The sequence below is a fragment of the Hyphomicrobium sp. genome (genome assembly GCF_009026145.1).
Taxonomy (GTDB): domain Bacteria; phylum Pseudomonadota; class Alphaproteobacteria; order Rhizobiales; family Hyphomicrobiaceae; genus Hyphomicrobium_A.
In genome coordinates, this window is the sequence record NZ_WBUE01000017.1 from 56,217 (window position 1) to 68,255 (window position 12,039).

The following is a 12,039-nucleotide window of genomic DNA, read 5'->3' on the forward strand; positions in this document are numbered from 1 at the left end:
CGCCGCGCCGTGATCAGCGCGCCAGGACGTCCTTGGCTACGTCCAATGCGTGCGTGATCTCTTCGGGCGTGAACTCGCAGCTGAGGAAGAACCGCAACCGGGCAGCGTTGACCGGCACGCCCGGCGACATGATCAGCGAGGTGTTGATGCCGCGCTCCAGCACCTGCGACACGGCCTTGGCGGCGCGCGTCGTGGAGCCCACCATGATGGGCAGCATGCCGATACCGATGGAGCGGCCTGTGTCGAGCCCGCGCGCCTTGGCCTCCCTGAGGAAGAGGGCGCCGTTCTCGTGCAGCTTCTTGACGCGCTGCGGCTCACGCTTGACGACGCGCAGCGCCGTGAGCGCGGCGGCCGTCATGCTGGGCGGCAAGCCGACCGAGAACACGAAGCCGGGCGCGGAATAGCGCAGAGTATCGATGAGCTCGCGGTTGCCGGCGATGTAGCCGCCGCACGAGGCATACGCCTTGCTGAGCGTACCCATCCAGATGTCGACCTTGGCGCCGGGAACGCCGCAGTGCTCGGCGAGGCCGGCGCCGGTCTTCCCGAGCACGCCGCAGCCGTGCGCGTCATCGACCATCAGCCAGGCGCCGTAGCGCTCTTTGAGCTCGACGACGCGGGCGAGATCCGGAATATCGCCTTCGGTGGAGTAGAGGCCCTCGATGACGACGAGCGCGTTCTTATACTTGATGCGCTCTTCGCGCAGGATCTTTTCCAGCGCCTCGAGATTGTTGTGGCGGAATGTCATCGTCTTCGCGCCCGACAGGCGCATGCCGACCACGGCGCTGTTGTGCACGAATTCGTCGTGCACGATGAGATCGTCAGCGCTCATGATCGTGCCGATGGTCGACACGTTGGCGGCGTGACCGCTGACGAACACCAGCGCGCCTTCGACGCCGATCGTGCGCGCAATCTCCTGTTCCAGCTCGCGGTGCAGCGGCGTGTCACCGGAGACCATGCGGCTCGCCGACACGGAGGTGCCGTAAGCGTCGATGGCGGCTTTCGACGCCGCGATGAGGTCGGGATGCTTGCTCAAGCCGAGATAGTCGCACCAGGCGAAGTTGAGCACCGGCTTGCCGTCGATCAGCGTGTGCCGCCCTTGCGGGCCCTCGGTCGAGCGGAAGAACGGGTTCTCGATGCCGAGCAGTGCACCGAGGTTCTGGTGATGCTTGATCGATTTATATTCCGGCAACGACGAGAAGGGGCTGGCGACCATGTCGCGGTCGAGCCTGGCGCGCAGCTTGTTCAGCGTCTGTGGCATGATGTTCATGGCAGTTACTCCTAAGCTGCGCGGCCGCATTGCCGCGCTGACCGATCAGAATCTCGAGTAGACACCGAGGTGAAAATCGAAGCCGCCGGTCGCGTCGTCTGACGCGTCGACCTTGTCGCCGCCGTTGGCCGGACCGTCGGCCGGAGCGTGCGGGAACGGATCTTCGAAGGTCGCGATGACGCCGAAGCGATCCTCGCGGATTAGGCCACCGAACGGATGGCCGGCGAATGGAGCCTGCTCCTCGACGGCATGCGACTCGTGCGACGGATAACTCATAGAACCTCTCCTTATGTCCTCGCGCGGGGCTCGCGGCGCGAAGTGGAGATGGTTTTAGGAGAATGATCGGCCTCGGCGCTGTTCCGGTAGGAACACCCCGTAATCAATGAAGGTAAAGGCGCGGCGGACCTCAGCCGGCGTTGCGCTTCTGCCCCGACCAGTCGACCTGTAGGGTCGAGAACATGACGACCGCTAGCATCACGAAGCCGGCAATGGCGCCGGCGAGCAGCGCATAGTCCTCGAGCCGCAGGATGAGGTACAAGAGCCCATATAGGACGAAGAATGCACCAGCCATGACGAGCCCCTTGTTGAGGCTCGCCTGCACCCGCGCCACATACAGAGACAGGAGCCCGCCGGTCGCTACGGCGGCAATGAGATAGGCGCGCAGGAAGCCGATCTGCTCGGCGAACGACAACAGCAGCACGTAGAAGAAGATCATCGTCAGGCCGACGAACAGGTACTGCACCGGATGCACTTGCCGCGCCGAGCGGATCTCGAGAAGGAACACGGCCATGAAGGCGGTGGCCAGGAACATCATGGCATATTTCGCGGCGCGACTGACGAGCTGGTAGAAGTCGACCGGCACGATGAAACGCACCCCGAAGCTGTAGGGCGCCATGCGCTCCAGCTCCTGCTCTCCGAGGCTCCACGCTTGCGGGACGCTGCGTGCCAAGTGCGGGATCTGCCAACGGGCAGCGAATGCGGCCGGGTTGAGCACACGGTCGTTGGGCAGGAAGGCGCCCATGAAGCTCGGGTCGCGCCAGTCGGATGTCAGCTCGACGGTCGTCTGCTGCGCCACGGGGGCGAATGTCAGCTCGGACGAGCCGTTGATCGTGAGCGAGAATTTGAAGTTGAAAGCATTGAGTCCGGTGGGCGTCGCATCGGGCGCCGTGCCGGGGGAGGCGAACAACTTCGTGGCCGAGGCAAGCCGCACATGGATGCCGTTGGCACTCGTCGCCGGCACGCCGATGCTCGGCTCGAAGGGGAGCGTCTCGCTGCCGTCGATGCTGAGCGAAGCGGCCGCCTTCAGCCCCGATACGTCGCTCACCGCCACTGCCAGCACCGCATCGCGCCAGCGCACGGATTGCGCATCGGCTACGACCTCGCTGATGTCGGGGGCTGCGAAGCTTCCCTCGAAATCGAGAAAGCCCGTATAGACCGCCACGTCATAGATCGAGCGGTGCAGCACCTTGGTGGTCGCCTTGCCGGTGATCTTGAGCGACTGCGGCAGAAACACCGCGCGCTTCTCCACCAACTCCTCGACGCGCTTGTCGCCCTCTCCCGTGATGCGCCGCACCGTGTAGGGGACGATCAGCAGCGGCCCGTCGATGTACTGCGAGCGTCCCCACTCGTTGGCCACGCTCTGGCGCACGCCCTCGGCGCGCTGCTCACGCTCGCCGATCAGCCCCCAGACCAGGAGAAGGGGAATCGTCAGGACCAGTATTAGTCCGCAGATGAGTAAGAATTTGAAACCGGGGCTGGCGAGCAGGCGCCCGACGGCGGCGGACAGGCTTTCCACAACTGGTCTCCACAGCGAGCAATATCGCGGCGGAGGAAATAGCAGGCGCGTGGCGCGAACAAGTCAGCAATTTGGCGGGAATTCCTGGAAATTTCGGAAGTCCGCGCCCCACGCGCGACGTTCTTGGGCGGCATCTCTGATGCAATCCTCGACAGAACTAGGCGGCACACTATATCTTACGATATCTTAGGGGGACCAACAGATCCGGAGCCCTATTATGATTGAGGAGAATTGGGTTAGGCGAAAATTGCAGGCGCTCCCTACGCTGGGGGCCAGTGAGGGAATCGGAGCTGTGCAGCGGGGCAGGATTAGCCGCGTTGTGCCCGGTAGACTCGTCTACGTAGAAGCGGAAACGGAGGAAACGCGGACCGCGACCCCGATCGAAACTTATGCCGTCAAGTTGAACAACGTGCTTGTCGAGCGTGCCGATAATTTGGCGCCATACCGCGGCGAATCCTTTGCGGAGTTGGGCTTGGCCGCGGGGGCGGAGGTATTCATTGTGAGGGGTTCACACGGTCCAGAGGTGAACGCGGTGGTGGTTCCCACCCAGCCCATGAAGCGCAGTCTGCGTCGCTACATCAAGCAGCCCTAGAATCCAGCAGCCCAGCCTATAGTCACTCAATTTTCGCTTTTCATTTTAGATGTCCGATGGCCTTCTGCCGGCTACTGCTCCGGCCCGCAAAGAACGAGTAGATCGAGAACTCCCGCAAGAGGCTCGGTCGTGGGGTCGCATACTGGACCTCACGCATCTCGAGGCGGGCGATCTGCTGTTGTTTCGCAACGTTCCACCTCATATAGACCGCGTCGCCAAAGCCATTGTTTCGGCGCAGTCCAAGGGCGGGTTGCATGAGCGCCACGCCCAATGGACACATGCAGCGGTCTATTTGGGCGACGGCGAACACGTATGTGAGGCAAACTTTGGCCTCGCGGGGTTTCCCCGCGGTGTGATCATGCGATCAGCGCATTGTTATTGCGATGGGACGTATGCAATTAGGGCCCGGCGTCCGCGAAATATGGATGAGCGGCAACGTCTGCGGATTGCGCTCGGCGCAATGAGTAACCTAGGCAAAGGCTATAGCCTTGGCCAGATTTTCAGCTTTTGGAGTGCGGCTCGTACCGGTCGAGGATTTTGGTCTTCCACGCCACGGGGACCTCGGTTCAAAGTTAGAGCCCTTGTCTGCTCGACGCTGTACCAAGACGCCTTCAATTTTGCCTATCAGGGAACGACAGTAAGGATGGGTTCCCTTTGTACGCCGGCGCACCTAAGCGCCAGCACGGATTTCGAACCGTCGGATCCCCAGTTGAACTGGCTAGAAATTGAGTAGGGCGTGAGCAGATCTCGCATCCGGGAGGCGCTTTAGGCGCTCGCCGCTTGCACCTCGGGAGGCCGCTCGTCGGTCCACACCTTGAAGGTCTTCAAGGTATGGGGGCCGAAGGAGTTGACCAGCGGCACGTCGGTGGCATCGCGCCCGCGCGCCACGACGATGCGGCCGATGCGCGGCGTGTTGTGACGCGCATCGAACGTGCACCAGCGGTTCTCCAGGTACACCTCCGTCCAGGCGCTGAAGTCCATCGGCGCCGGACTGGGAGGCACGCCGATGTCGCCGAGGAAGCCGTTGACGTAGCGGGCCGGAATGTTGAGGCAGCGGCACAGGGCGATCATCAGGTGGGCGAAGTCGCGGCACACGCCCTTCTTTTCCTCGAAGGCTTCCAGCGCCGTGCGCGTCCCCCGCGCATGCTCGTAGCCGAAGGTCAGGTGGCTATGCACGAAATCGCAGATGGCCTGCACGCGCGTCCAGCCCGGCTTGACGCTGCCGAACAGGTCCCAGGCGACTTGGCTGAGCCGATCGGTCTCGCAGTAGCGGCTGCCGAGCAGGAAGCTGAGCAGATAGTGCGGAAGCAGCTCGACGGGCACTTCGCGTGCGTGCGGCGCCACCTCGTCTGGCTTGCCGCTATCGACGATGGTGCCGTCGAGGCGCAGCATGATATCGCCGGCCGGCGCCATGAGCCTCCGGCACTGATTGCCGAACCCGTCGAGGTACATCATCGAGGGCGCTGCGGGCAGCGCGTGAAACGGCGCCTCCGAGTTGATGTCCTTGCGCCGCTCGGGATGCACGTCGAGCAGGCAGATCAATGGGGTGGCTCTGGGGACCGAGATGCCGATCTCATAGCCGTAGTTGATGAGCATATGGGGAATTCCTCTGGGCGGTGGCCGTAACGCGCGCCGGTCCGCGCGGTTCCTGCTCGAAGCAACGCTTTGTCGAGTGAGGGCCGCTGGTCTTCCGCGAAAAATCCGCAATGCGATCTAGGTAGCCATCGTAGCACTCGTGGCTACGCGGCGATATCGGCATCACTGTGCCACGGCGCGCATAATCGAGGCGGTTTCCTGCCCAAAATCGCGGCAGTGACACCCGAGACACCGTTGACAAAGCGGCCGCTCCCGTCTCATATTTCTGTAATGACAGAAACAAGTGTACATACTGACAGCTTGCCCGGCACGGTGGAGCGCTTTGTCGTGCACTGGGGCGAGATGGGCTCCTCGTGGGGCGTCAACCGCTCGGTCGCGCAGATCCACGCTCTGCTTTACCTCAGCGAATCTCCGCTCACCGCCGAGGACATCGCCGAGCGGCTGGGCATGGCACGCTCGAACGTGTCGACCAGCCTGCGCGAGCTCCTGACTTGGAACCTCATCCGCCGCGTGCATGCCATGGGCGACCGACGCGACTACTACGAGGCCGAGGCCGACATGTTCGAAATGGTCCGGCGCATTGCGCTGGGACGCAAGGCACGCGAGATCGACCCTGCGCTCGCCGTCTTGCGCAGTTGCGTCGCAGAGGTGAAAGCCGACGCCAGTGTTCCCCCGGGGATACGCAAGCGGCTCTCCGCCATGCTCGACTTCACCGAGACCGTCGATCGTAGCTTCGGCGAGATCATGCGTCTGCCGGCGCCGACGCTGATGCGGCTCATCCGCATGGGCGGCGCCATTGCCCGCTTCGCCGGGCGCAAGTCCCATAGGAAGCCGTCACGTGGAACGCGGTCGGCATGAACGGGGGAGACACGCCGTGCCGGCACTGGAGGAACGCAATTTAGTCGACGCGCAGCCGCCGTGCGATCTGGCCCCGGTCGCGCTGCCAGTCACATCGCCCGAGATCGGGGACTTACGGTTCCGCACGCTCGTCGGCGAGGCAGCCTGGGCGCAACTGCCCGAGGCCGTACGGCGCCGGTTCTCCAAATGCCTCGGCCCCGAGGAGACGCTCATCTACCAGGGCCGCGTCGTCGCCACCGAGCTATCGAGGCTGGGGCGCGTGCTGGCGTTCCTTGCCCGTGCCATCGGTTCGCCGCTGCCACTCACCAATGGCGCCACGGGCCCGGCACTCGTGGTCGTTACCGAGGACGCGCGCCTCGGCGGGCAGAGCTGGCTCCGGATCTACACGCGGCCAGGCCGCTTCCCGCAGGCGATCCACTCGGCAAAGCGCTTCTGCGGCCCCACGGGGCTGGAGGAATACGTCGGCTGCGGCATCGGCATGGCGCTGCGCATCAGCGTCGAGGAGGGCGCCCTCGTCTTCCGCTCGGCTGGCTATTTTCTCGCGTTGGCCGGCCGGCGCCTGCCGCTGCCGCGTTTGCTGCATCCTGGCCACATGCAGGTCGAGCACCGCGACCGGGGGGATGGCACCTTCGCCTTCTCGCTGGCATTGATACACCCGCTGTTCGGCTGCCTCGTGTACCAGCTTGCCGTCTTCCATGATGCGTGAGCGTGCTCGCGCAAGCCGGCGCGGACGGCTATGATCACCGCATGACTCGCCGCGCCGTACGTCTGATCTGGGTTCTGACCGGGCTGTGCCTCGTGGCCGGCGTGCTGGTTAGCGCGGCCATTTGGCTTGGGGCACCCGACCGGCCCTGGCAGCACGCCTTGAAGGAGCTTTCGACGCTGCTCGACGTGGTGGCGCTGCTGCTGTGGATGGGCATCTTCGCCATCTACTGGGCGCGGCGTCGGCGGCGCCCTTAAAGCACAGCGCGCCGGGACACCCCGCGGGCCCGGCGCGCTTCTCAAGTCGCAATTCCCGAGAGACCAAAGGGATTGCGATTATTCACTCGACGGGGAGTGACACCGTGTAGTCTCGCATTTGCGGCTCGGGCTCAGCCTGTGACCGCACCTTCTGCGAGTAGTCGACCTCGCACATTTCGACCGTGTCGTTGGCTGCCTCTTCCTCGCTTGGCGCGCCCCAGATCCACGGCATGGCGACATTCGCCAGCGGGTCCGGCTCGGCGGCGACCTGCTCCACGATGCATCTCACGCGCAGATCGTAGCGGATGCGCGCGACTTTGACGGACGACCGTCGAGCCTCGTCCAGCAGGCGGGCGGTTTCCTTACGCATTTGCGCCAGCGCGGCCCGCGCCGGAGCGTCTTTGCCACGGGCATTCAGCCCGGTCGCGGTCTGGGGCATTGCCCGGCCCGTTTCGTCGACAACTGTCCACTGGAAGCTGCCCGGCTGCGCCAGAGCGGCCTCGCTTGCACGCCACGCATTACTTGTCTGCGGCAATTCATCGGCAACTACCGGGAGCGATCCCAATAGAAATGCAATAGCAAGACAAGACGCTTTCAATTTACCACCTCTTCACATTCGAAGGCGACGGCCAATTTGCTACCATGCCGGCATCTGCCCACCAACGCGCCGCCCGGCGTTTTGCACGCTATGCACATGCCAGCGCCTCATTGTGCATTTCCCACCCAGGGGGCCTGCGGTTCGAAAGCCTGGTGCATGGCGGTACATGCACCCCCGATCGGCCGGTTGGAGAATGAAAATAAATGGCGCATTGGCAATGCGTTAACCACGACGCGCTGAGACTCTACTTTGCGCGGCGGTGGAGGGACGGGACTGTGACAGAGGCACTGAAATTGGTTGCATCCGAGTGCGCAGCAGCGTGCCGGGAGCGGGTTGAAAGCATGGCGCGGTCACATGATCGCCATTGGTGGGCCGGCGTCGGCCTTTACCTGTGGACCGCATTCTTGTTCGGCAATGTGATGGGCGAGATCTGGCGTCTTTTCGCAGCCCCGATGGCGTAATTCCGATCGGCAATTTCTACCCAAATGAAAAGCGCGGCATTCCTGGGAACGCCGCGCAATGCCGTCACAGATTCAATGGCGATGGCTTAGCTGGCGCGCGCCCGCAGCCGCGCATTGATAGCCTCGATTGAGCTGTTGAGAGCGCGCAGCCGCGCCCGGTTGTCGAGGTAGGCTTGGCGGCGCGCATCGCGCTCGGCCGCCGTCGGTTCACGCTGCAGGTGCTCGAAGCGGCCGAGGATGCTTTCGCACTGCTTCTCGACCGCGGTGACCTCGTCCTTCAGCCGCTCACAAGCCATCAGCCATTCGAGTGATTGCGTGTTTAGCATCGCACTGCCCTCCGCTCACCGTGACTGAGGCATTTTGTGGCCGGTGGTGCCGCGCGGGCCAGTTGCGAGCCGGGTTTATCCCCGCAATCCCCTGCGCGGGCTGCACTTTCGTCGTCGGACTGTACCCGAGGGAACAGGCAGGCCCACGCGGCGCCGCTACGGTCGGCTCATCAGGACATCAAGGAGCCCTCCAATGCTGACGGAAATCGTACAGTTGCTGAGCGAGCCGGACCGGTACTTCGTGACGGTGCGTGGCGGCGAGATTTACATCGAGCAGGGTGACTGAGAGCGGCCCAGGCCTGCCGCTCGGACAAGCTGCCGGCCTTTGCAGCGTTTGGAGCGCGAGCACTGCGCGCTCCGGCAGGTGCATGCCGCTTCGACCCCGGGCCGCCAGCAGGCAGCCGTCGACGCCTACCGTTGAGGCTTGTCAGGCCCACGCGTTTCTCTTAAGAGCACCGTTCCGAACTTCCAGGCGCCGCCGGCCGACCCAAATGCTCGCCGCGCGTACAGCCTGGGCGACAGGTTTGGAGAGGTGGCTGAGTGGCTGAAAGCACCGCACTCGAAATGCGGCATACTCGCAAGGGTATCGTGGGTTCAAATCCCACCCTCTCCGCCAACGGCCTGCCCTCTTTCGACAGCTCGCCCGCCAAGGCCAGCCGCCGCGATTGCTGAGGAGCGGGGGAACACCTGCCCGTGGCATTCGTTTCCGTGCAGCGCGGCGGGGCAGGGCCGGCAAAGGGCTCAGGTGCCAAGTAAGCGGCCATCAGCTTCGCCGCGACACAGCTGTTGGGAACCGAGGGCGCGTGCCCTTGGTTCGCCTAATGCGGAGGGCAGCAGGAGGAAAGCCGATGGCATTTCCTATCGAAACTGTCACCGATGCCGATCTGCGCTATCACTATCGGACCTACCGCGGCTTTGTGTTCGCGGTCCTTGCTACGGCTGCGCACGCGCTGCTCATTCTGGCGTTGCTCGCGTATTTCTTTGCTTGAGCAGCTCAGGCAAGGTCGAAAGACCCGTAGTAGCATCGCGCTTGACGCGGCTGAGCGTTCGCCGGCCAGATGCGCAGGTGCCCCTGTGAGTTGCCGGCGGCTGCAGAGTGCGATAGCGAGTACTTCGTTACCCGCCTCCCGCCCTCAATCTCACCTACCTGCGAGCGCTGACTTCATGAAGCTTGTGCGTTTTGGCCAGCCTGGCGCAGAAAAGCCGGGCCTCATCGATAGCCACGGCAACGTCCGCGACCTCTCCAGCCACATCCCAGACCTCACCGGAGCGACCCTGTCGCCCGCGTCGCTCGACGGGCTGCGCGCCCTCGACCCTGATACGCTGCCACTGGCGCCGGCCGGCGTCCGTCTGGGGCCGCCCATCGCCGGCACGCGCTCGTTCATCGCCATCGGCCTCAACTACGCCGATCACGCCAAGGAGACCGGGCAGGAGATCCCGGTCGAGCCGATCCTCTTCAACAAGCTCGCCAACTGCATCGTCGGGCCCAACGACGACATCATGTATCCGAAGAACTCCGATCGTATGGATTGGGAGGTGGAGATCGCCTTCGTCGTCGGCACGCGAGCCCGCTATGTCGAGGAGAAGGATGCCATGGCGCACATCGCCGGCTATTGCCTGTGCAACGACGTGTCCGAGCGGCGCTTCCAGGTGAAGCGCGCCGGGCAGTGGGTGAAGGGCAAGTCGGCGGAGACGTTCGGGCCGCTGGGGCCGTGGCTGGCGACGCCGGACGAGATCCCGGACGTTCACAACCTTGCCATGTCGCTCGACGTCAACGGCGAGCGCAAACAGACGGGCTCGTCGTCGACGATGATCTTCTCGATCCCGTTCCTGCTTTCCTACATCACGCAGTTCATGGTGCTGGAGCCGGGTGACGTAGTGACCACCGGCACGCCGCCGGGCGTTGGCTCGGCCAAAAAGCCGCCGGAGTATTTGAAGCCCGGCGATGAACTCGTCCTGCGCGTCGAGGGGCTGGGCGAGCAGCGCTCCAAGGTCGTCCCCTTCAAGCTGTAAGGGGCGAGCGCGGTCCCTCCACTGTCATCCTCGGGACAAGCCCGAGAATGACAGGATGGCGGTGTCCGACCCTCCGGGTCACCGCAGCAATACGCGCCGTCGTCAATAGGCCTGCTGCACCTTCGCCTTGTGCTGGTCGTGGCGCATCATTTTGCGCGTACGGTCCCAGTCTCCGGCCCCGAGGCTGCCCGCCGCCTCGCGGCTCTTGTTCTCGAGGTCGGTGAGTGCGCCGACGGATGCCGTCGGAGCCGGCGCCGCGCCGGAGGCGTACACGTCACGCGAGCGCTTGATGTACTCGGCGTTCTCCTCCAGCACCTTGCGCGCGCCCTCGATATCGCCCTTGTCGCGCAGCTCCACCGCCTGCTCGCTGTTCTCGGTGGCGATCTGCTGCGTCACCTGGCTCATCACCGGCTTGTTGAGGCCGTCCTCGATTTCCTTGGCATTGGAGGAGAAGCGCACGCTGGGCTTGGCCTCGGCGCGCGCCGGCTTGCCGCCGTTGTCGAGGTCGACGTAGGTGACCGATACGTCGGCGACATCGGCGGCGCCTTCGGTGCGCCCCTCTGGCGCCTCGAGCTCGACGACGACGTAGCGCTCGTTGTCCGCCTGCAGCTGGTTGAGCTTCAGCGTGACTTTGTTACCGTCGACGCTGCCGTCGCGGCCGAGGATGCGCTTCGGCGTGAAGCCCGCCCTGCACTCGATGATGATGGTGATGTCGCGCGCCGACACCGAGAGGGCGTCGCCGAACTCGCGGTCGAATATCTCGGCGAGGTCGCTCGGGCGCTCGACGAACACGTGGTTGCCGTCGGAAGCCGCGGCGAGACGCTGCATCAGGTCCTCGTTGTAGTCGAGCCCGAGGCCGATGGTCGAGACAGAGATGCCCTTGCTGGCGAGCTTGCGGCCGAGCTCGGCCAGCTCGCCGGGGCTCGACGGGCCGACATTGGCAAGGCCGTCGGAGAGCAGGATCACGCGGTTGACGTTGTTGTCGGAGACGTACTCCTCGACCTGCCGTCCGCCTTCCTTGACGCCATCGTAAAGCGCCGTGGTGCCGTCGGCGTGCAGCCGGTCGATGGCCTCGAGCAGCTTGTCGCGCGAATTGCGCAACGGTGCCGCCGGGCTCAGCACGTCCACCTCGTGATTGTAGGCGATGAGCGCGACGGTATCGTCGGACGACAGGCGCTTCAGCGCCACGCGCGCGCCCTCCTTGGCGGCCGCGATGCGCTCGCCCTGCATGGAGCCGGAGCGATCGATGACGATCGCCGCGTTGACCGGCGTACGCTTCTCGCGTTTGCCGGCAGCGAGGCTCTTCAAGCTGAGACGCAGGTAGACGTTGCCGGGCTTGGAGGCGGAAAGAACGGTCTGGCCGAGATCGGCTTCGAGCTTCAGCTCGGCGGCCCCGCCTGGGGCGGGCAAGAAGGAGGCGCTGAGTGCAATAACGAGCGCCGCGGTACGGATCTTCGACATCGCAATATCTCCTCAACTGAAATGAGCCGCCAAGCTAATGCTCTGCCGCGGCGGAAGCGGGCTCGGGCGATGGCGAAACGGCGTCGCCGCAATGGCTGAAAAAAGGGAATGC

The 12,039-nt window shown here is 64.3% G+C and carries 12 protein-coding genes and 1 tRNA gene; 6 read left to right on the top strand and 7 right to left on the bottom strand.

Annotated features, from left to right (window positions below):
• Window positions 1–13: 13 nt before the first annotated feature.
• The 4 genes from F9K20_RS13575 to F9K20_RS13590 all read right to left on the bottom strand — a co-directional run bounded on the left by F9K20_RS13575 (window position 14) and on the right by F9K20_RS13590 (window position 5,250).
• Entirely contained in the window at window positions 14–1,267 is a 1,254-nt protein-coding gene (locus tag F9K20_RS13575) for an aminotransferase class I/II-fold pyridoxal phosphate-dependent enzyme (protein ID WP_291002644.1), read from the bottom strand.
• Window positions 1,268–1,312: 45 nt separating this feature from the next.
• Window positions 1,313–1,543 carry a hypothetical protein gene (locus F9K20_RS13580; protein ID WP_291002646.1) on the bottom strand — a complete coding sequence of 77 codons (231 nt, stop codon included), beginning with the start codon at window positions 1,541–1,543 and terminating at the stop codon, window positions 1,313–1,315.
• Window positions 1,544–1,673: 130 nt separating this feature from the next.
• On the bottom strand, window positions 1,674–3,062 hold the full coding sequence (gene creD / locus F9K20_RS13585) for a cell envelope integrity protein CreD (protein ID WP_291002649.1): 1,389 nt from the start codon (window positions 3,060–3,062) through the stop codon (window positions 1,674–1,676).
• A 1,357-nt stretch (window positions 3,063–4,419) separates the two neighbouring features.
• On the bottom strand, window positions 4,420–5,250 hold the full coding sequence (locus F9K20_RS13590; RefSeq protein ID WP_291002652.1) for a transglutaminase family protein: 831 nt from the start codon (window positions 5,248–5,250) through the stop codon (window positions 4,420–4,422).
• 270 nt (window positions 5,251–5,520) lie between these two features.
• On the opposite strand from F9K20_RS13590, the gene F9K20_RS13595 reads away from it, so the two are divergent.
• The 3 genes from F9K20_RS13595 to F9K20_RS13605 are packed head-to-tail and all read left to right on the top strand — an operon-like array spanning window position 5,521 to window position 7,068.
• Window positions 5,521–6,108, top strand: a complete 588-nt coding sequence (locus tag F9K20_RS13595) for a MarR family transcriptional regulator (RefSeq protein WP_291002655.1) — start codon at window positions 5,521–5,523, stop codon at window positions 6,106–6,108.
• Between the two features lie 16 nt (window positions 6,109–6,124).
• Window positions 6,125–6,814 carry a DUF4166 domain-containing protein gene (locus F9K20_RS13600; protein ID WP_291002659.1) on the top strand — a complete coding sequence of 230 codons (690 nt, stop codon included), beginning with the start codon at window positions 6,125–6,127 and terminating at the stop codon, window positions 6,812–6,814.
• Between the two features lie 41 nt (window positions 6,815–6,855).
• Complete coding sequence (locus F9K20_RS13605; RefSeq protein ID WP_291002661.1) at window positions 6,856–7,068, top strand: hypothetical protein; 213 nt, start codon at window positions 6,856–6,858, stop codon at window positions 7,066–7,068.
• A gap of 82 nt (window positions 7,069–7,150) precedes the next feature.
• Here F9K20_RS13605 and F9K20_RS13610 read toward each other — a convergent pair whose 3' ends face one another.
• Entirely contained in the window at window positions 7,151–7,507 is a 357-nt protein-coding gene (locus tag F9K20_RS13610) for a hypothetical protein (RefSeq protein WP_291002664.1), read from the bottom strand.
• A gap of 706 nt (window positions 7,508–8,213) precedes the next feature.
• Window positions 8,214–8,453 (bottom strand): hypothetical protein, encoded by a 240-nt coding sequence (locus F9K20_RS13615; RefSeq protein WP_291002667.1) that lies wholly within the window; start codon window positions 8,451–8,453, stop codon window positions 8,214–8,216.
• A 526-nt stretch (window positions 8,454–8,979) separates the two neighbouring features.
• Here F9K20_RS13615 and F9K20_RS13620 point away from each other — a divergent pair.
• The 3 genes from F9K20_RS13620 to F9K20_RS13630 all read left to right on the top strand — a co-directional run bounded on the left by F9K20_RS13620 (window position 8,980) and on the right by F9K20_RS13630 (window position 10,466).
• Window positions 8,980–9,069: transfer RNA gene (locus F9K20_RS13620), tRNA-Ser, on the top strand.
• A 232-nt stretch (window positions 9,070–9,301) separates the two neighbouring features.
• The gene (locus F9K20_RS13625; RefSeq protein WP_291002670.1) at window positions 9,302–9,442 is read left to right on the top strand and encodes a hypothetical protein; all 141 of its coding nucleotides are present in this window, start codon (window positions 9,302–9,304) and stop codon (window positions 9,440–9,442) included.
• Between the two features lie 175 nt (window positions 9,443–9,617).
• The gene (locus tag F9K20_RS13630) at window positions 9,618–10,466 is read left to right on the top strand and encodes a fumarylacetoacetate hydrolase family protein (RefSeq protein WP_291002673.1); all 849 of its coding nucleotides are present in this window, start codon (window positions 9,618–9,620) and stop codon (window positions 10,464–10,466) included.
• 102 nt (window positions 10,467–10,568) lie between these two features.
• On the opposite strand, the gene F9K20_RS13635 is transcribed toward F9K20_RS13630, so the two are convergent.
• Window positions 10,569–11,927, bottom strand: a complete 1,359-nt coding sequence (locus F9K20_RS13635; protein ID WP_291002676.1) for a VWA domain-containing protein — start codon at window positions 11,925–11,927, stop codon at window positions 10,569–10,571.
• Window positions 11,928–12,039: the final 112 nt, after the last annotated feature.